This is a genomic window from Rhodococcus sp. IEGM 1406, from assembly GCF_030056745.1.
Taxonomy (GTDB): domain Bacteria; phylum Actinomycetota; class Actinomycetes; order Mycobacteriales; family Mycobacteriaceae; genus Rhodococcus_F; species Rhodococcus_F erythropolis.
Genome location: NZ_JASHKO010000003.1, coordinates 466,128 through 484,866, shown reverse-complemented (window position 1 = coordinate 484,866; position 18,739 = coordinate 466,128). Strand labels below are relative to the sequence as shown.

Annotated in this window: 17 protein-coding genes; 6 read left to right on the top strand and 11 right to left on the bottom strand. The window is 62.8% G+C overall.

Translation table 11 applies throughout. From position 1 onward, the window contains the following. Positions 1-40: 40 nt before the first annotated feature. Positions 41-1,030: an iron-siderophore ABC transporter substrate-binding protein gene (locus QM596_RS17920; protein WP_029537512.1), complete on the top strand. Its 990-nt coding sequence runs from the start codon at positions 41-43 to the stop codon at positions 1,028-1,030. Between the two features lie 4 nt (positions 1,031-1,034). Here QM596_RS17920 and QM596_RS17915 read toward each other — a convergent pair whose 3' ends face one another. Both QM596_RS17915 and QM596_RS17910 read right to left on the bottom strand, forming a co-directional pair. Further along, complete coding sequence (locus QM596_RS17915) at positions 1,035-1,832, bottom strand: helix-turn-helix domain-containing protein (RefSeq protein WP_019746842.1); 798 nt, start codon at positions 1,830-1,832, stop codon at positions 1,035-1,037. A 172-nt stretch (positions 1,833-2,004) separates the two neighbouring features. Beyond that, complete coding sequence (locus QM596_RS17910) at positions 2,005-2,724, bottom strand: hypothetical protein (RefSeq protein WP_283309582.1); 720 nt, start codon at positions 2,722-2,724, stop codon at positions 2,005-2,007. 366 nt (positions 2,725-3,090) lie between these two features. On the opposite strand from QM596_RS17910, the gene QM596_RS17905 reads away from it, so the two are divergent. Next, positions 3,091-3,750, top strand: a complete 660-nt coding sequence (locus tag QM596_RS17905) for a hypothetical protein (protein ID WP_283309581.1) — start codon at positions 3,091-3,093, stop codon at positions 3,748-3,750. Between the two features lie 88 nt (positions 3,751-3,838). Here the strand turns inward: QM596_RS17905 and QM596_RS17900 are convergent, their stop codons facing one another. The 7 genes from QM596_RS17900 to QM596_RS17870 all read right to left on the bottom strand — a co-directional run bounded on the left by QM596_RS17900 (position 3,839) and on the right by QM596_RS17870 (position 9,719). After that, entirely contained in the window at positions 3,839-4,531 is a 693-nt protein-coding gene (locus QM596_RS17900; protein WP_020968394.1) for an LpqN/LpqT family lipoprotein, read from the bottom strand. A 77-nt stretch (positions 4,532-4,608) separates the two neighbouring features. After that, entirely contained in the window at positions 4,609-5,481 is an 873-nt protein-coding gene (locus QM596_RS17895) for a 5-oxoprolinase subunit C family protein (RefSeq protein ID WP_069146949.1), read from the bottom strand. A 57-nt stretch (positions 5,482-5,538) separates the two neighbouring features. Beyond that, positions 5,539-6,153 (bottom strand): 5-oxoprolinase subunit B family protein, encoded by a 615-nt coding sequence (locus QM596_RS17890; protein WP_283309580.1) that lies wholly within the window; start codon positions 6,151-6,153, stop codon positions 5,539-5,541. Next, positions 6,150-6,911, bottom strand: a complete 762-nt coding sequence (locus QM596_RS17885) for a LamB/YcsF family protein (protein ID WP_020906114.1) — start codon at positions 6,909-6,911, stop codon at positions 6,150-6,152. The genes QM596_RS17890 and QM596_RS17885 overlap by 4 nt, the downstream gene beginning before the upstream one ends. Before the next feature lie 34 nt (positions 6,912-6,945). After that, positions 6,946-7,827: a metal ABC transporter permease gene (locus tag QM596_RS17880; protein WP_003945811.1), complete on the bottom strand. Its 882-nt coding sequence runs from the start codon at positions 7,825-7,827 to the stop codon at positions 6,946-6,948. Further along, positions 7,824-8,666 (bottom strand): metal ABC transporter ATP-binding protein, encoded by an 843-nt coding sequence (locus QM596_RS17875; protein ID WP_020723636.1) that lies wholly within the window; start codon positions 8,664-8,666, stop codon positions 7,824-7,826. The genes QM596_RS17880 and QM596_RS17875 overlap by 4 nt, the downstream gene beginning before the upstream one ends. 102 nt (positions 8,667-8,768) lie before the next feature. Beyond that, positions 8,769-9,719: a metal ABC transporter solute-binding protein, Zn/Mn family gene (locus QM596_RS17870; protein WP_019746850.1), complete on the bottom strand. Its 951-nt coding sequence runs from the start codon at positions 9,717-9,719 to the stop codon at positions 8,769-8,771. 139 nt (positions 9,720-9,858) lie between these two features. On the opposite strand from QM596_RS17870, the gene QM596_RS17865 reads away from it, so the two are divergent. After that, entirely contained in the window at positions 9,859-10,947 is a 1,089-nt protein-coding gene (locus QM596_RS17865) for a LacI family DNA-binding transcriptional regulator (protein ID WP_007733995.1), read from the top strand. 3 nt (positions 10,948-10,950) lie between these two features. Here the strand turns inward: QM596_RS17865 and otsB are convergent, their stop codons facing one another. Both otsB and kstR read right to left on the bottom strand, forming a co-directional pair. Next, positions 10,951-13,491, bottom strand: coding sequence for a trehalose-phosphatase (otsB, locus tag QM596_RS17860; protein WP_060939422.1), 2,541 nt, complete (start codon positions 13,489-13,491; stop codon positions 10,951-10,953). 87 nt (positions 13,492-13,578) lie between these two features. Continuing rightward, entirely contained in the window at positions 13,579-14,217 is a 639-nt protein-coding gene (gene kstR, locus QM596_RS17855; protein WP_003945752.1) for a cholesterol catabolism transcriptional regulator KstR, read from the bottom strand. Positions 14,218-14,311: 94 nt separating this feature from the next. On the opposite strand from kstR, the gene QM596_RS17850 reads away from it, so the two are divergent. The 3 genes from QM596_RS17850 (at position 14,312) to QM596_RS17840 (ending at position 18,734) form a co-directional block, all read left to right on the top strand. After that, positions 14,312-16,474 carry an acyl-CoA dehydrogenase family protein gene (locus QM596_RS17850; protein WP_283309579.1) on the top strand — a complete coding sequence of 721 codons (2,163 nt, stop codon included), beginning with the start codon at positions 14,312-14,314 and terminating at the stop codon, positions 16,472-16,474. A gap of 83 nt (positions 16,475-16,557) precedes the next feature. Beyond that, on the top strand, positions 16,558-17,598 hold the full coding sequence (locus QM596_RS17845) for an acyl-CoA dehydrogenase family protein (protein WP_283309578.1): 1,041 nt from the start codon (positions 16,558-16,560) through the stop codon (positions 17,596-17,598). Next, entirely contained in the window at positions 17,583-18,734 is a 1,152-nt protein-coding gene (locus tag QM596_RS17840) for an acyl-CoA dehydrogenase family protein (protein WP_020968402.1), read from the top strand. The genes QM596_RS17845 and QM596_RS17840 overlap by 16 nt, the downstream gene beginning before the upstream one ends. Positions 18,735-18,739 lie beyond the last annotated feature (5 nt).

Genomic DNA, 18,739 nt, shown 5'->3' with positions numbered 1-18,739 from the left:
TGGTCGAAACAAGTACGTTTGCGAAGAGAGCTGACAGAAGATGAAAAGCACTACCCGAATAGTGGCTGCGTTGGCCGCGATTGCCCTGCTCGCAGGCTGCCAGAGCAGCACCGAGTCAACAGCGTCGGAGGACACGACGCAGTTGGCCGAGACCGGTGCGCTGCCGGTCACCGTAGATCACGCGTACGGCTCGACCACCATCGAGACCGAACCTCAGCGGATCGTGACCATCGGCTGGAACAGCCAGGATTCGGTCCTGGCACTGGGCAAGACGCCCGTCGCCATGGAGTCGTTCAGTGGGGCAGGCTTGGAGAACGGAATCCTGCCGTGGGACGAAGAATTGTTGGGCGACGTCGAACCCACGTTGCTCGACAGCACTTCCGGTGTGCCTTTCGAGCAGATCCTGGCGTTGGAGCCGGACGTGATCATCGCGGTGGTCTCGGGAATCACCGAAGACGACTATGCACGTCTTTCTCAGATCGCACCCACGATTCCGTTCAAGGAGACCGCATGGGCGACTACGTGGCAGGAGCAGATGTCGACCATCGGTTCAGTACTCGGACAACCGAAGCGGGCGGCTGAGCTGATCGAGGAAACTGACGATTCCATAGCCGACCTGGCTGCTGGGTCCCCGAATCTGAACGGGAAAACCTTGACCTTCCTCTCGGGAAACATCGACGGCCTCACCAATTACTGCGCCGACGACGGCAGAGTCATCCTGATGTCCCAGCTCGGACTGAAGCAGTCGGCCGGAAGCGCAGAGCTGTGCGGGGACACCCAGGGGTCGGTGACTGCATCGCGCGAACAGTACAACGAACTGGACGCGGACGTGATCGTGCTCAACGACGCGAGTGGTCAGGGGCTCCCCGGATTGATGGGGGACAAGTTGTTTGCCGACCTGCCTGCAGTCAAGGACGGCAGGCTGATTCAGCAGCTCGGTCTGGCCCGAGTCATGGCACTGGCTTCGCCCACGTCGCTGAGCGTCAAATATGCCTTCGCCGAACTGGTCTCGAAGATGAACGGCTTCTGACCAGCTAGGCTGACAATTCGCACGCGTCCGAGTAATAGTTCTTCGGTGTTCGCCCGGTGACCTTGCGGAACACGCTGGTGAAGGCGCTGGGGGTTTCGTATCCGACGCGACGGCTAACCGTCGAAACAGGAACGCCCGCAGCGAGATAGGACATCGCGGCGCGGACGCGAACTTGAATCCTCCACTCGGTGAAGGACATCCCCGTTCCCTGAGAGAACACGCGGCTCAGGGTACGGGGGCTTCCACCGACCACATAGGCCCAATCGGCAAGCCCGCGTTGATCGGCGGGGTCGGCGATCAAGCGGCGTGCAACGGCGAGGGCCCGGGGATCGGCGGGCATCGGCACTGCGACATCAGCCGCCTCGATGGGCGCGAGCGTGTCGAAGACTACGGATTCCGCCCGCAAGCGAGCCTCGGTAGGCATGTTTCGCTGGTGCAGATGGATGAGCATCGTCTTGACCACGTCGTCGATGCCGATGATCGCGGGTTTTGTCCACGGGTGGGGGAACGACTCGGGCCGGAAATAGGTGAAGCGAGCCTCGGTGGATGCGCCGAGCGTGATGCGCCGTGGAGTTCCAGCCGGAATCCACATGCCGACCGTCGGTGGGATCTGCCAACGAACGTCGTCGATGTACGCGCTCATCTCGCCGGAAGCGCCCCACAGGAGTTCGTGCTCGGGATGGCGGATCTCACGCCACGCGCGCTTCTGATCGCGCCCGATGGTGGACGTCGTCATGGCGAAGGGGAGCGGAACGTACCGGCCTGCCGGCACAGCCCAGTACGGAAATCCTGTGGAACTCATCGGTGGATCATACCGCGAATGACTTAGGTAATGCTTTCCTATTTGGTTCTTTGATCCAGGGCACGAGGGAGAGCGGTCGCGACAAAAGACCGAGGGTGGCACCGAGTCCGAAGACTCGATGCCACCCTCGATCACATTCCCCGACGGAGTGTTTACAGGTGGAGCAGGTGAATCAGCTGCCGTTGGCCAGGACACCGCTGATGATGTCGGAGATGAAGCCGGCCGGGTTGTCGAGGACGGAGGAGCCGGCCGAACCGGTTCCGCCCTCGCCGTCAGAAGAGCCGAAGCCCAGATCTGCCGAGCCCGATGCGGCAGCCTCACCGGGGTTCTTGGCGCGGATCTTGGCGTAGACGCCGCTGATGTTCTGCTCGGTGTTGAACGTCGAGATGCCGATCGAGCTCGATATTTCCTGGTACGAACCGATCGGTGCATCGTCGGCGACGAGGTACTGCGCCTCGATCGTCACGGTCTTGCTGCCTGTGGGCGAGATCAGCCAACCGGTGCTGGGCACATTCACGGTTCGGGCGGCAGTGTCAACCGAAGGCGTGACGGATTCGGTCTTCTGACCGCCGATCAAATGCCAAGCGTTGACCGTCGCCGTGCCCTGGATGTATTTGAACGTGGCGGGGTAGCGATCGACGAACTGGTCGACGTAACGCTCGGGGTGGCCGGTCGTGGAGATGACCGTGCGCACGGTGACTTTGCCGCCGGGTGCAACTTCGCCGTCGCCGACGATGCTCTTGGTGATCCGGACGTTGGAGGAGTTGACCGTTGCCGAGGACGGGTGGGTGGCATCGGCGCTCGCGGTGCCTGCGGTCATTACGAGCCCGCTGGTTGCAAGTGCAGCGATTGCGATTCCGGTGAGTGTCTTGCGCATTGAGAAACGTGACATGAAATTCTCCGTTCGAGGGGTTCACGCTGACGGCGATGGGGATGACTCTTCAAAGGTTGCGCCGTGGTAACCATTGAAACCTATCGGACGCTTGCCTATGTGTCAGTTCGGCAGAATTTACGGAAAAGTCCGAATTGAGAGGACTTTTTCGACCTTGATTGCCTGTTGTTAACTGATTGGCGACCAATCCGGCGAAAAGCTGGGCGAATGTCCAGGTCGACTGTATCGTACTTCGAGAGTCGGATTGCAACGAGTTCCAGTAATCAATGAATTCGGTTGTCCTGGAACCACACAGAGTGGAGATTGTTCGTGGCAAAGTTTGGATCCAGGAATCGTAGTCTGTCCACCGTTGGAGCTGGTTTGGGGGTGATTGCTCTTGCTGTGGGCGCAAGCGCGCTGGGTGCGGGAGTCGCGACTGCCGAGACGGCAACTTCTGGTGCCTACACATTTACTCGCACCGTGGATAATGCGTCCCCGAAGATCGGTGACACGATCACCTACACGACAGTGTCGAAGAAGAGCGGAATCGACGGATATATCAGCAGGTTCACCGAGACGCATGCCGCATGCTTGACCTTTGTCCCGGGCTCGGCGAAGGTCACGAAGTTTCACGTTGGCGGGACGATGACCGAAACCACTGAAACGCCGGAACTGACAGCCACGACGCTCGAGGTGACCAGTGCCGGCTGGATCAACAACGGCAGCAAACCGGTGACCATGAAGACCAGCTACACGGTCACTGCTTCGTGTGCGCCGGGAACCGTGTACGGAAGTGGATTGGCGGTAGGTGCCACGGTGATGGGCAACGGATTCCAGTCGAGTGCGAATTTCGCCAACTTGGGCCCGTCCATCACTGTCCGCGCCGCGGATGTGGTCGATCCCGTTGACCCGGTTGATCCCGTTGATCCCGTTGATCCCGTTGATCCGGTTGATCCCACTGGCCCCGGAACCGGTGGCGGAACCGGATCGCTCGGCTCGTTGAGTGGTGGCCTCGGTTCCCTCAGCGGACTGTTCGGCTCGAGTTAGCCGAGAATTGTGAAACGGCGGGCCGAGACTGTCGTAGTCTCGGCCCGCCGCGGTTGGTCGGTGATCAAGCGCTCAAATCATGAGGTGCTCAGCCGAATTCGATCGAGGTGTTGATTTCCTCCACCTGGTTGGAGGTCTGCATGTTCGTCGTGTCGGTGAACTGATTCGCAAAGCTGACCAGGTAGACCGGCGAGTTGTCGTCGGCTTGGTAAGCGACGACTGTCATGACGGCGTAGAGCGGAACGTCCAGGTTTGGGGCGGTCCAGGTTCCGGAGAGGCGGAACCCCTGCTGTCCGTCGACGTCGATCTCGGTGTACTTCACCTCGGTCCATCCGTCGAGGGTGGCGATCGTTTCACGCGCAGCGGCAAGAACCTCGTCTTTTGTTGCGGTGCCTTGGTTTTCGACCGTCACAGTGGTGTTCGGCATGAAACCGCTGGGTTCCTGGCTGTTGCTGGACAACGCATCCGTAACGCCGGCAGGGATGTTCTCGCCGTGAGTCCAGCTCGGCGGGAGGCTGACGCTGATGCTCGGCGCTTCGGGGTCGTCGCCGGTTTCGATCGTCGTCCGCTCACCGATGAACGGTGTTCCGTCCCTCAAGGTCGGCGTCGCGGCAGCGGCAGACGACGAGGATGCAGAACTTTCGGAAGCAGTGGTCTCACTGGTGCTGGTATCACTGGAGACAGCGTCGCCGCTTTCCGAACTGCTGCATCCGGACAGGACGAGTGCAGCAGTGATCATTGACGCTATTCCGAGAGCAAGTGTGCTGCTCTTAGGGCTCATAGTGTGAAAGTCCTTCAGGTTCTGGCGACGGCCGAGCGCCGCCGGCAGCATTGCTGGCGCGGCTGAGACTATCAGCGCTAGGACGGCCTGGTAGTGGCCTTCAAGGTAATGGTGCTGCCGGGCCGCAGCTGTGCCAGCGATGCAATCCCTGCGTCGGAAACGACGGCGATGACCGGGTATCCGCCGGTCACGGGATGGTCTGCCAGAAACACGACGGGCTGGCCGCCTGGCGGCACTTGGATGGATCCCATCACGACGCCTTCGCTCGGCAATTCCTCGGTGCGTGAGCGATGTAAAGGCCCTTGGCCCTGTAACCGGACCCCGACTCGGTTGGTGTGTTCGGTGACTTTCCACGTGGTGTGAAGGAGCGCGTGAACGGATGCGGCGGTGAACCAGGAATTTCGGGGGCCGAGCGTGATCTCGATCGGAACCGCGCCGAGTGCAGGTGCGGGCGGTGGAATCAACTCTTCGGTGGGCCACGTCCCTTCCTCTGCCCCGAGGAGGAGTAGATCGCCGGCGGCGAGCGGCGGCGGCCCGAGCCCGGAGAGTGTGTCGGTGGATCTGCTGCCGAGTACCTGTGGGACGTCGACGCCACCGCGTGCAGAGATATACGTTCTCAACCCGGTTGTGCTGTAACCCAATTCGATAATGCTGCCACCGCCCAGGTGGATGCTCGCGTAGTCAGGTGCCGGCCGTCCGTCGACGACCAGCGGCACCCGCGCGCCTGTCACTGCCACCGTCATCGAACCGACGGCCCGCATCGCAAAACCCCCAGTGGTGACTTCGATGGTTGCTGCTCGAAAAGTGTTGCCTACGAGTCTGTTCGCGCTGTCGTGCGAGATCATGTCGACGGCGCCGGATCTGCCGACCCCGAGAGCGCCGTAGCCTCTCCGCCCGCGGTCCTGAACTGTGGCGAGCGGGCCGGTACGCACTACCTCGAGCCAGGCCATGAATCCATTGTCCCGCAACAACGCGGTGAAGACACCAAAATTATCCTTGCACCTAAATCATGCACGGACAAAGGTGACTGTGGTGCCGGGTAGAAGCAGCGCCGGCGGGCGGCGCTCGGCATCCCACACCGACAGTTCCGTCGTTCCGATCAACTGCCAGCCGCCCGGGGAGCTACGCGGGTAGACGCCCGAGAACGGTCCGGCCAACCCGACTGCACCGGCCGGGACCTGCCTGCGCGGGTCCGATCGACGTGGAACTTCGAGCTTTCTCTCGTTTCTGGTCAGATACGCGAAGCCGGGGGCGAAACCGATGAATGCGACGGTCCACGACGCAGACGTGTGAGCCTCGATGACACCGTCGACCCCGAGTCCGGTCAGCTTGCCCACTTCGACGAGATCGTCGCCGTCGTAGCGGACCGGAATCGCGACAGCAGGCCCGCTCTCATCTGCTGTGAGTTCGATGGGTACGGCCCCACGCACCCATTTCTCCACGAGTTTGTGTCCGGTAATCGTGTTGTCGTACTCGATCAGGATGGTTCGCGCCGCGGGAATCAGATCGATCACTCCGGGGATCCGACTGGCGTCGAGAGCCCTGAAGTTGCCCAGCACGCTCGGCAGTTCGTCGTATTCGACGAGGACTGCGGATTCACCGGCTGGCAGGATCGTGATCATGTGAACGGTGTGATCTCGACGTCGGAGGATTCGAGGAGATCGCGGATCGCTGCGGCCATGTCGACGGCTGCCGGACTGTCACCGTGTACGCACACCGACTCCGCGGTGATTTTGAGGGTGCTCCCGTCGACCGCATCCAACTCGCCGTCGACGACCATTCGCCGAACCCGTTCTGCAACAAGCGCCGGGTCGTTCAGAACGGCGCCCGACTCGGTGCGGGGGACCAAAGTGCCTTCTGCCGTGTACGCGCGATCGGCAAAAGCCTCGGCGACCACGTCGAGGCCGGCTTCGCGCGCCTCTTCCAGAAACACCGAACCAGGTAGTCCGAGAACAGGTAGCGAACTGTCGTAGGCAACGACGGCGGCGACCACAGCCCGCGCCTGCCGTCGGTGATGGACTATTGCGTTGTAAAGCGCGCCGTGGGGTTTGACGTACGTGACCCGCGATCCGGCGACACGAGCCAAACCGTCGAGTGCCCCTATTTGATAAATGACGTCGGCGGTGAGGTCTTTCGGGGACATGTCGATGAAGCGTCGGCCGAAACCGGCGAGGTCTCGGTAACCCACCTGCGCGCCGATCCGCACGCCGCGGGTGGCTGCGGATTCGCAAGTCGCCAACAGCGTTGTCGGGTCACCGGCATGGAATCCGCAGGCGATGTTCGCGCTGGTGACAAGTTCGAGCATGGCGTCGTCGTCGCCCAGGGTCCAGGCTCCGAAGCCCTCGCCGAGGTCGCTGTTCAGATCAACGCTGTAGCCCATACCTCGATTCTAGGTAGGTATGGGCTCTCGGTGTTCAGGCGTGCGCCGGAATCCGTCCCGCATTCTTGCGGCGTGCGGATCCGAAGAGTCGGCATATCAGGTAGATCACGAACGAGACCGAGGTGACGAAACTCGAGACGGGAACGCCGGGTGCCAGCGACAGAAGGATGCCGCCGACGGCTGCCAGTTCGGCGAACACGACGGAGAGGATCGTGGCCTTGAGTGGGCTTGCCGTGACGTACGCGGCGGCCGCTGCGGGGGTGATCAGCAGCGACATCACCAGCAGCGCACCGACGATCTGTACGCCGAGTGCTGCGGTGATGCCGACCAACACTGCGAACACGATCGACAGTGCCCGAACCGGAACACCGCGAGCTGCAGCAACTTCGGGGTCGGTGCTTGCGAACAGCAAAGGGCGGTAGATGAATCCGAGTGTGCCGATCACGATGACCGCGCACAGCAGCAGAAGTTCGAGACCACTGTTCCCCGGCGCCACGATCTGTCCGACCAACAGTGAGAAGCTGGTTCCCGTGCGACCGTCGTACGCCCAGAGGAACAACACCGACAGGCCGAGACCGAAAGCCATGATCACGCCGATCACCGAATCTCGGTCCCGCGCTTTGGCTCCGAGCAGCCCGAACAGCACAGCTGCGACCACGGATCCGACGATGGCGCCGAAGCCGACGCCCACACCGACGAGAAGTGCGGCGGATGCACCCGTCAGTGACAGCTCGCTCGTTCCGTGCACCGAGAACGACATCTGACGACTCACGATCAGCGGCCCGATGATGCCTGCCAACAATCCGAGGATGGCACCGGCAATCAACGCCTGTTGGACGAAGTCGTACTGCAGTAGGTCGACGGTGGCGGACACGTCGAACATCCGCGACATCGCGTCGGTGAACTTGTTACTCACTGGTGGTGATCCTCATCAGAATGGTGAACGCCTTCTCCCGGGCGTAGTCCGCCTGCGCTGCCGAGCGCGTCGATGGCGTCTCCGGTGCCGATCACGACGAGGCGGCCACGAACCTGCAACACTTCGACGTCGGTGTTGTACAGATCCGAGAGAACCTCGGACGTCATCACTTCGGCCGGCGTCCCGATCCGGAATTTGCCGTCCACCAGATAGAGCACTCGATCGACCAACGGCAGGATCGGATTGATCTCGTGCGTCACGAACAGCACTGCGGTGTCATGGCTGCGCCGACGCTTGTCGATCAGCGTCGAGACCAGGTGCTGGTTGGCGAGGTCGAGGCTGAGCAGCGGCTCGTCGCACAGCAGGATCCGCGGGTCGCCGACCAAAGCCTGTGCGATCCGCAGTCGCTGCTGCTCACCGCCGGACATGGAACCGATGGGAGCGTCGGCAAACGACTGGGCGCTGACCTGTGCGATGGCGTCGTCGACGATCTTGCGGCGACGCCCCCGGCGCAGTAGGCCCGTACCCCACTGGTGACCGTCGACGCCGAGGCCTACCAGGTCGCGGCCGCGGAGCGGGAGGCCGTCGTCGATGGATTTCTGCTGCGGGATGTACCCGACGTGTGAGTTCCCGGCCCGTGCCGGCGTACCGACGATCTGTGCACTACCACCGCTGAGTTGTAGTTGGCCCAGCAGAATCTTCAGGAGCGAGGTCTTGCCCGACCCGTTCGGCCCGAGTACGGCGATGAACTCACCTGGCTGTACCTCGAGATCGAGCCCGTCCCACAATGTGCGGGCACCGAAGGACAATCGAGCGTCCTTCAGCGTCACAGCGGGCACGGTGTTACCAGAAGGCACGGTGTTACCAGGGGGCACAGGAGTATTCGCGGAAGTTTCTGTCACAAGCCGATCGGTTCTTCTCGGAAATGGTGGGGCAAATAATTACTGGGCAGAGAGGGCGTTTGCGAGCGACTCCGCAGTCTGCGTCTGCCACTGAATGTAGTCCAGGCCCTCGGGGAGAGTCTCCGTAACCTCGACGACGGGCACTCCGGCGGTTTCGGCTGTGGTGCGCATGTCCTGGGTCACTTTGTCCTGCGTCTGGATGTTGTAGACCAGTGCGCGGGCCTGCTTCTCCGAGAGGAGCTGGCGCGTTGCGGCGATTGCGGCCGGTGAAGGATCGTTGCCGTCTTCGATGGCACTGGTGAACTCTTCGGGAGTTGCGTCCTTCAGTTCAGCTGCGACCAGGAGGTAGTGCGCGATCGGCTCGGTCTGCGCCACCGGTGCGCCTGCGTGGGCAGCGGCGATGGAATCGGTGATCGCTGTGACGCCGGCGAGCTTCTGGCTGTATGCCTTCGCGTTGTCCTCGTAGGTCGCCGCGTTGTCCGGATCGAGAGCGCTCAGCTGATCGGCAACCGAATGTGCGACGGCGTCGACGGTCGGAATATCGAACCAGACGTGTTCGTTGACTGCGCCGTGGGTGTGACCGTCATGCGATTCGCCCGCGGTTTCGCCGGCGTGGATGCCGCCGTCGAGCAGGTTGTAGGCGTTGACCGTCTTCTGCTCACCCTTGCCCGCGTCGAGGACGTCGGTGATGAACTGGTCGTAGCCGCCGCCGTTGTAGACGACAAGCGATGCGTCGGTGATCTTGGCGGCATCGGCGGGAGTCGCCTCGAACGAGTGCGGGTCCGCGGATGGCTCGTTGATGATCGACGTCACGGTCAGCTTGTCGCCGGCGACGGCCTGCGCGACGTCGCCCCACACGTTCGTCGATGCGACGACGGTGATGCCTTCGTCTTTCGACGAGCTGGAGCTGCACGCGGTGAGCGCGAATGCTGCGGCGACCGAGACGGCCGCGAGGGCGGTGGCGGTGCGGAATTTCGACGACGAACGCACGTGCTTTTCTCCTGAACAAAGGCTGGGCTAAATGCTATTGGAAACCGTTACCGTTACACATTAGCGCATAGTCGCTGGTAGTTCACCTTCGGTTCAGCCCCAACGCGCCGTCTGCGGGCACTACGGCTAACGTCCGTTTATGCCCCGGTCCCGTCAGCCACGCCGTCAAGCCACTTTGGCGTCGCTTGCCGCCGAGCTCAATGTGTCGAGAACTACAGTCTCGAACGCGTACAACCGACCCGATCAGCTCTCCGTCGAGCTGCGGGATCGAGTGCTCCAAGCGGCCAAGCGACGCGGATATCCCGGACCCGATCCGGTCGCCCGCTCCTTGCGAACTCGCAAAGCCGGTGCCGTCGGTCTTCTGCTCACCGAAGCACTCAGTTATTCGTTCCGCGACCCGGCCGCCATGAGCTTCCTTGCCGGTCTCTCGGAATCGTGTGAGGACGCCGGCCAGGGCTTGCTGCTCATCCCGGCCGGGCCCGGCCGCGACGAGGTGGATGCTGCAGCCGTGGTCCAGCAGGCGGGCGTCGACGGCTTCGTCGTCTACTCCGTGGCCGACGACGATCCGTATCTCGCTGCCGTGCTCGAGCGTCACATTCCGATCGTGGTGTGCGACCAGCCGCGCGAGATTCCCGGTGCATCCCTCGTGGGCATCGACGACCGCGCTGCCATGCGCAAGGTCGCCGATTACCTCATCGGGCTCGGCCACCGTGACATCGGCGTGCTCTGCATGAGGCTGGGGCGCGACCGGATGGACGGCGTTGTCAGCCAGGAACGACTCAAGTCCCCGCACTTCCACGTCCAGCGTGAGCGGATCGAAGGAGTGCGCGACGCGATGGTGGCGTCCGACATGGACCCACTCTCACTCACGGTGATCGAGCGGTACGTCCACACATCGCAGTCCGGGCACTCGGCGGCGGCGGAAGCTCTCGCGACCAACCCTGAGATCACCGCACTGGTCTGTACCACCGACGTGCTGGCTCTCGGCGCCTTGGACTGGGCGCGCTGGCAGGGCATCGATGTACCTGGCCAACTGTCGATCACCGGATTCGACGGCGTCGACGAGGCGCTGCGCGAATCACTGACAACGGTGCGCCAGCCCCAGGAAGAGAAGGGCCGGCGCGCCGGTGCGCTCCTGATGTCGCCGTCTGGATCCGGCGTTCCGATAGTCGAGATGCTCGACACCGAACTACTGGCAGGGCGAACATCAGGTCGGATCAAGGGGTAGCGCTCACGCCAGGAGTTGCGCGCACCGCAACAATCCCAGATGGCTGTACGCCTGGGGATGGTTGCCCAGCGAGCGTTCCGCGATGGGGTCGTACTCCTCCGCGAGTAGTCCGGTGGGACCCGCTGCCGCGACCAACTGATCGAACAGTGCCTCTGCTTGCAGGCGTTGTCCGATCAGTAGGTAGGCCTCGACGAGCCAGGCGGCGCAGAGGTGGAACCCACCTTCGATGCCGGGCAAACCGTCGTCGTGATGGTATCGGTATACCGTTGAGCCGCTGCGTAGTTCAGCTTCGGTGGCTACGACGGTTGCAGCAAAGCGTGGATCCGTCGGATCGATCAGTCCCGACAGTCCGATGTGCAGAGTAGCGGCGTCGAGATCGGTACCGTCGTAGGCCGCGGTGTACGACTGGACGTCGTCCTTCCAGCCTTTGTGTCGCACTTCGTCGGCGATCTGGTCACGCAGTTCCGCCCACTCGGGCAGAGCCTCGCGAGAAAAGCGGGTAGCAAGATCGACGGCGCGGTCGACGGTGACCCAACCCATCACCTTGGAATAGACGTGGTGGCGCGGGTTGTCGCGAATTTCCCAGATTCCGTGGTCCGGTTCGAACCAGCGCCGCTGCACTGCTTCGACCATGGCGCACACCAGTTCCCAGTCGCGGTCACTCAAAGGATCGGGGGCACCGGCCTTTTCGCGTGCATTCGCCAGTTCGACGATCAGCTCGACGATCGGGCCGAACACGTCCAGTTGAACCTGCTGATTCGCGGCGTTTCCGACGCGGACCGGCCTGGAGCCGGCGTATCCGGGAAGTGAATCGATGACGGCCTCTGGCGGTAGCGAAGTCCCGTAGAGCGTGTAGAGGGGGTGCAGGCGCTCGGGTCCCGGCAGCGTTTCGAGCACGCGGTGGACCCAGTCGAGGTAGTTCTCGGCTTCATCGGTGGATCCGACGCTCACGAGAGCTGTTGCGGTGAGGGCGGCGTCGCGTAACCAGCAGTAGCGGTAGTCCCAGTTGCGGACTCCGCCGATCTCTTCCGGCAGGGATGTTGTGGCGGCGGCCATGATGGAACCGGAATCGGCATGAACCAGCCCGCGCAAGGTCAGCGCCGAGCGTTTCATCAAGTCCGGCTTCAGCTTCGGCAGTTCGAGCGTCTTGGCCCAATCGGACCAGTATGCCTCCGAGGTCGCTCGACGCTCGAGTTCCGGAACTTCGGAAGGGCCGAGTTCTTCTGTTCCACAGCGCAATTCGAGTACGACGTCACCCTTGGACGGCTCGACGATGGCGTGGGCAGTCTGCTGGTTTCCGTCGGTGGCGATGTTCCACAGCACACCAGGGGAGCGGAGCACGTACGGCTCGTTGGTGCCGAGGACCCGAATGCCCTCGTCGACGACCTCGAGCGTGACCTGACCCTGGCCGAACTCGGGACGGGGTGCAAACGAGACGATCGCGTCGGCCTGACCGGAAATGATGCGGGTCAGGTCGGTTCGTCCCTGCGGGACGTCGTGCGGGAGGTAGTCGGTGACGGACAGGCTCGCCCAGCGGGTCTGAACGGTCATCGTGCTGTCGATGTACTTCTGGCTCAGTGGCAACGCTGTGCGGCGAGGCCCGACCGAGAAGTGGCCGGCCCCGGTTCCGCCGAGAAGGTGCGCGAAGACCGCCGCGGAATCCGGTTCCGGGTGACACAACCAGGTCAGCGTCGCATCCGGGGTCACCAAAGCGACGGTCCGCGGACTGGCGAGCATCGAGAGTCGCTCGATGGGCGGAGCGTCGGCACCGGAAAGCCACGTACGGCGCTCGTCGAGCAGGAACGCCAGAGCAGCAGCGACATCCTCGGTGCTGTCGACGCGATGGTCGGCGACGGTGTCCCCGCTGCCGACCTTGATTCCGATGTCCGGCCCCTGCAGCCTGCTGAACGCCTTTTCGTCGGTCACGTCGTCCCCGATGAAGACGGCAGCGGTAGCGCCGTCCTGATGGCGGATCAAGTCGAGTGCGTGGCCCTTGTCGGTGGCGATGACCGCCAACTCGACCACCGACTTACCCTCGGTGACCTGAACACCCGGCCAGAGGGCCGATTCGGTGCGAACGGCGATGAGCGCCTTCTCGGCGTCGTCGGCGCTCGTGTTGCGTACGTGCAAGGCGACGCTGGCGGGCTTCTTCTCCACAGTTGCGCCGGGGGTATCGGCGGCAATTCGGCCTAACTCGGTGACGATCTCGTCGAGCAGTTTCCTGGCGTCGGCGTCGATCGCGTGAACGAATCCGATGTCGAACTCGGAGCCGTGGCTGCCGACCAATTGCACTTCGGCGGGAAGCCGGGACAGCGCCGCCAGATCCTTGAGGGCGCGGCCCGAGATCACGGCAGCAGTCGTCGACGCCAGGCTGGCGAGGGAGCGGAGCGCACGCACCGTTTCCGCGCGGGGATACGCCTTGTCCGGGTTGGCGACGATGGGTGCCATCGTCCCGTCGTAGTCGGAGGCTACGAGCAGACGCGGCGTGCGTGCCACGCCCGACAGCGCTCGGCGGAGTTCGATGGACAGATCTTGTGCGCTCACCTCTTCAAATCTAGGTGATGCAGCGACTCCTGGCTCGATACGTTTCTGCCAGATCAGTGCAAAAATGACAGATGCGACAAAGGATGTCTATTCGGGTTTCCGAGTTCCGTCACCGAGCAGCAGTTCAACCGTCAATTCCAGTCGATTGGCGACATCGGTAGCCGAAGAACGTCGCGTGAGCCAGGCCACCAAATTGGACAGCCACACATCGGAGATCACGCGCGCGATTGCCAACTGCTCTTCGGTCGGCTCCTCTTCGGTCATCGCTCGTGCGAAGAGGCGGTCCATCAACTGGCCCACCTGATCGACCTCTGCCGCTGCGGAGGCGTCGGCGAACATGAACGCGCGAGTCATGGCTTCGGTGAGGAGCGGATCGCGCTGCATCGCGCGGGTGATGAGGCTGAGGATCAGCTGCATCCGCTCGAGCGGGCTGGTTCCAGGTGGGATCTTGCCCTTGGAATCGATCTTCTCGAATTCGCGTGCCAGAGCGGACACCAACAGGTGAACCTTGGACGGGAAGTAGCGATAGAGCGTTCCGACTGCGACGTCGGCGCGCTCGGCCACGGCGCGCATCTGAACAGCCTCGTAGCCACCCTTGGACGCCAGGGCGAGGGTTGCGTCGAGAATCCGCTTGCGGCGTTCACGTTGCGCGTTGGAGCTGAGATCGTCGTCCCCGAGCGTTGCAGAAGCAACCGCGTTGGAGCGGGATCGGGATGTTGTGGTCATCGACAAATTCCTTCGCGCCTTGACTCTTGGCCAGGTGTCATATTAGAACACGTTCTAAACAATTGTGTCACTTATCGAGAGGCGGGAACCAGTTGTGACAATCGCCACGACCGATGAACAGCGGGCGGTCCAGGAATCGATAGAGGCCTGGGCTCGCTCGGCCACGCCGATGGACATGGTACGCCGTGGACCAGCAGTTTCGTGGCGGGAGAAATGGTCCGAGTTCGCGTCTCTCGGGATATTTTCCGTCGCCGTTCCTGAATCGGTAGGCGGAGCCGGAGCCGAAATCGTCGATCTCGCAGCAATGCTCGAGCAGGCGGCAATCGAACTCGTGCCGGGTCCTGTTCTCACGACTGCGCTCGCAGCTCTGGTGGTTGGGCGTAGTTCGTCGCCCGCTGCCAAACGCTGGTCCGAAATGTTCGCCGACGGCGCGTTGCCGTGTGCCGTCGTATTGGACGAAAGTCCAGTTGCGGCAACGGCGAATGCGTCCGGCGGCATCGAGCTTCATGGCGAAGGAGGTTACGCCTGGGGTGGAGACTCGGGCGTATCGGTCCTCGTGTCGGCATGCGTGGTGTCCGAAGGTGAAGGCTCGCGTGTCGTCTGGGCTCTCGTCGACGGAGACAGCGAAGGTGTGACCTACGAAGCGGTCGACACGATCGACAAGTCGCGACCACTGGCGCGAGTCTCCTTCGACCGAGTGACGGTCGACGCCGACCGAATCCTCGATGACATTGCGCCAGGATCGGTTTCCGATCTAGCGGCGGTACTTGGGGCTGCCGAAGCTGCCGGAATTGCGGCGTGGAGTCTGCGTACTGCGGTGGAGTACGCGAAGATTCGCGAACAATTCGGAAAGCCCATCGGTTCGTTCCAGGCGATCAAACATATCTGTGCCGAAATGCTGTGCCGAGTGGAAAACGCCGGAGCTGTCGCCTGGGACGGTGCGGTCGCTGCCGAGTCGGGCGACGAACTTCCGATCGCGGCGGCGGTGGCGGCCGCGGTGTCTCTGGACGCCGCTGTCGACACGGCGAAAGACTGCATTCAAGTGCTCGGCGGCATCGGATTCACCTGGGAGCACGAGGCGCACTTCTACCTTCGCCGAGCACTGTCGCTCCGGCAGATTCTGGGCGGATCGTCCCGCTGGCGCGCACGGGTCGCTGAATTGACGATCGGCGGTGCACGGCGTCACCTTCAGATCGACTTGAGTGAGCTGGAATCCGACCGGTCCGACATTCGCGAAGAGGTAGCGCAATTGGTGGCGCTGCCCGAATCCGAACAGCGCAACGCTTTGGCCGAATCGGGCTACCTTGCGCCGCACTGGCCGAAGCCGTACGGCCGGGGCGCCAAGGCCGCGCAACAGATTTTGATCGAGGAAGAGTTGGCGGCCGTCGGTATCGGCCGGCCCGATCTCGTGATCGGGTGGTGGGCAGTTCCCACCATCCTCGAGCACGGCAGTGCGGAGCAGATCGAAAGATTTGCGACACCGACGCTCAAGGGTGAGATCACCTGGTGTCAGCTCTTCAGTGAACCTGGCGCAGGTTCGGATCTTGCCGCGCTGCGTACGACCGCGGAGAAGGTCGACGGCGGTTGGAAGCTGAACGGCCAGAAAGTCTGGACTTCGCTTGCGCGTGAAGCTGACTGGGCCATCTGCCTCGCCAGAACCGATCGCGAGGTTCCCAAGCACAAGGGCATCACGTACTTCCTTCTCGACATGAAGACGGCCGGGATTCGGATCTCGCCGCTGCGTGAGATCACCGGCGATGCTCTGTTCAACGAAGTCTTCCTCGACGACGTCTTCGTGCCGGACGACTGCGTCGTCGGCCAGCTCGGCGGAGGCTGGAAACTGGCCCGAACGACCCTCGCCAACGAGCGAGTCGCGATGAGCGGGGGCTCTTCGCTCGGCGGTGCGATGGAGGAATTGCTCGAGCTGGCGGGCGATCCCGATCCTGTGGTTGCAGACAAGCTCGGTGGGCTGATCGGAACCGCCATGGTGGGCTCGTTGCTGGAATTGCGCACGACACTGCGGCAATTGGATGGTCAGGATCCGGGCCCGGCGTCGAGCGTCCGCAAGCTGGTGGGCGTGCGCCAGCGTCAGAATGTCGCAGAGTTCGCCATGGAATTGGGTGGCCCAGCCGGATGGGTGGAGGGTCCGCTCTCGCGTGAGTTCCTCAACACGCGATGCCTGTCGATTGCCGGCGGAACCACGCAGATTCTGTTGACCGTCGCCGCGGAGAGAATTCTGGGCCTGCCCCGTGATTAGACGGCGTGAGTAGAGGCCTTTAGAAATGTCCACGTTGGTGATACAACTAGAACACGTTCTACATCAGAGACAGGATTGCCAGCGTGGACTTCACTCCCGATGAAACCCAGGAAGCGGTAGCCGAGGTGGCTACCGCGCTCCTTGCCCGCGAACTGGAGCCGGACGCGCTCTGGGCGGCATTCGCCGAAGCCGACCTGCTCACGTTGGCACTGCCCGAGCGTCTGGGCGGCGAGGGGCTCTCGGTCACCGACGTCGGCTCTCTTCTCGTCGAGGTCGGCCGAGCCGCCGCTCCCATTCCGGCTCTCGCAACCCTCGGCTTCGGCGTACTCCCCATAGTCGCTCTGGGGACCGACGCTCAGCAGGACGAATTGCTCACCGGAGTCATTGCCGGACGGGTGTTCACCGCGGCGCTCGGTGAGCCGGGTCAGCAGTTCCCGGCGCAGCCGTCGACCACCGCCCATCAGTCGGGCGACTGGTATCGCGTCAGCGGGACGGTGCTTGCCGTGCCTTTCGCGGCGAGTGCACACAGAATTCTTGTGCCCACCGACGCCGGAGTCGTTCTTGTCGATCCGACCGCCGCCGGCGTCGCATTGACGCCGACACCCAGTGCGTCCGGCAGTCCGGAGTTCGCAGTCACCATGGACGAGGCAGTCGGTGAACTTCTCGGTGCCGGCGAGGAAGCCGTCCAGACGCTGTACCGGATCGCTACGGCGAGTATCGGAGCCGTTGCAGACGGTTTGGTGTCCGGTGCCGTCGATCTCACTGCGGCACATGTCGGCTCACGCGAGCAATTCGGCAAGCCGCTCGCCACGTTCCAGGCGGTCTCACAGCAGATCGCCGACGCCTATGTCACCTCGCGGACTCTTCACGTCGCGGCGTTGTCGGCGTCCTGGCGCGTGTCGGAGGGCCTGGATGCCCAGTCGGACCTCGACGTCATGGCGTACTGGATCGCCCAGGAAGTACCCGCCACAATGCAGGTGCTTCACCACCTGCACGGCGGTCTGGGCGTCGACGTCACGTATCCGCTTCATCGTTACTACTCGACTGCAAAAGACTTGGCGCGCCTGCTCGGCGGCGCTTCGCAGCGACTCGACCTCGTGGGGGCCCGGTGTTCATCGATCTGACCGACAGTCAGCGCGCATTGCAAGCTGAACTTCGACGCTACTTCTCGACGCTGATCTCGCCCGAGGAGGCCAAGATCATGCGTGTGGAGCGGCATGGCCCTACCTATCGTGAGGTCATCCGTCGTATGGGCAAGGACGGTTGGCTCGGCGTCGGCTGGCCGGTGGAGTACGGCGGACGTGGGTTCGGTGAAGTCGAGCAGCAGATTTTTGTCAACGAGGCTGTGCGGGCGGATGTCCCACTGCCTTCGGTGACGTTGCAGACCGTCGGTCCGACTCTGCAGAAGTACGGCAGCGAGGAGCAGAAGCAGAAATTCCTGCCCGCGATCCTCGCCGGTGAAGTGCACTTCGCGATCGGCTACACCGAACCGGAAGCCGGCACCGACCTTGCAGCCCTGCGTACTTCGGCGACACGAAACGGTGACGAGTACGTCGTCAACGGTCAGAAGATTTTCACCACCGGCGGGCATGACGCCGATTACGTGTGGCTCGCCGTGCGAACCGGGTCTGCCGATTCGCGGCACCGCGGCATCTCCATCCTGATCATGGACACCAAAGATCCCGGCTACACCTGGACACCAATCATCACTTGCGACGGTGCGCATCACGTCAATGCCACCTACTACGAGGACGTTCGCGTTCCGGCGAACATGCTTGTGGGTGAAGAGAATCAGGGTTGGCGCCTGATCACGACGCAGCTCAACCACGAACGCGTCATGCTCGGGCCGGCAGGTCGCGTCGCAGGGATTTACGACCACGTCTTCGATTGGGCCAAGCGTGAAAACCTGCTTGATCACGTTGACGTACGACGCGCGCTCGGCGAGATTCACGCGACGTATCGCCTCAACGAACTGCTCAACTGGCAAGTGGCATCGAGTGATTCGGAGTCGGTGGACATTGCCGACGCTTCGGCAACCAAAGTATTTGCGACCGAACGCATCCAGCGAGTCGGTCGACTCGCGGAAGAGATCGTCGGACGGTACGGAAATCCGATCGATCCCGAAACGGCTGATCTCATGGAGTGGCTGGACATGCAGATCAAGCGCAACCTGGTGATCACCTTCGGCGGTGGAGTCAACGAGGTGATGCGCGAATTGATCGCCACCGCCGGCCTGAAGCTTCCCCGCGTTCCGAGATAGGAAAC

What these genes read in the sequence shown, in the direction of transcription:
- QM596_RS17895 (WP_069146949.1), bottom strand. Translation starts at nt 5,481, where the DNA reads ATGGCCTGGCTCGAGGTAGTGCGTACCGGCCCGCTCGCCACAGTTCAG.
- QM596_RS17865 (WP_007733995.1), top strand. Translation starts at nt 9,859, where the DNA reads ATGCCCCGGTCCCGTCAGCCACGCCGTCAAGCCACTTTGGCGTCGCTT.
- QM596_RS17915 (WP_019746842.1), bottom strand. Translation starts at nt 1,832, where the DNA reads ATGAGTTCCACAGGATTTCCGTACTGGGCTGTGCCGGCAGGCCGGTAC.
- kstR (WP_003945752.1), bottom strand. Translation starts at nt 14,217, where the DNA reads ATGACCACAACATCCCGATCCCGCTCCAACGCGGTTGCTTCTGCAACG.
- QM596_RS17890 (WP_283309580.1), bottom strand. Translation starts at nt 6,153, where the DNA reads ATGATCACGATCCTGCCAGCCGGTGAATCCGCAGTCCTCGTCGAATAC.
- QM596_RS17900 (WP_020968394.1), bottom strand. Translation starts at nt 4,531, where the DNA reads ATGAGCCCTAAGAGCAGCACACTTGCTCTCGGAATAGCGTCAATGATC.
- QM596_RS17920 (WP_029537512.1), top strand. Translation starts at nt 41, where the DNA reads ATGAAAAGCACTACCCGAATAGTGGCTGCGTTGGCCGCGATTGCCCTG.
- QM596_RS17885 (WP_020906114.1), bottom strand. Translation starts at nt 6,911, where the DNA reads ATGGGCTACAGCGTTGATCTGAACAGCGACCTCGGCGAGGGCTTCGGA.
- QM596_RS17910 (WP_283309582.1), bottom strand. Translation starts at nt 2,724, where the DNA reads ATGTCACGTTTCTCAATGCGCAAGACACTCACCGGAATCGCAATCGCT.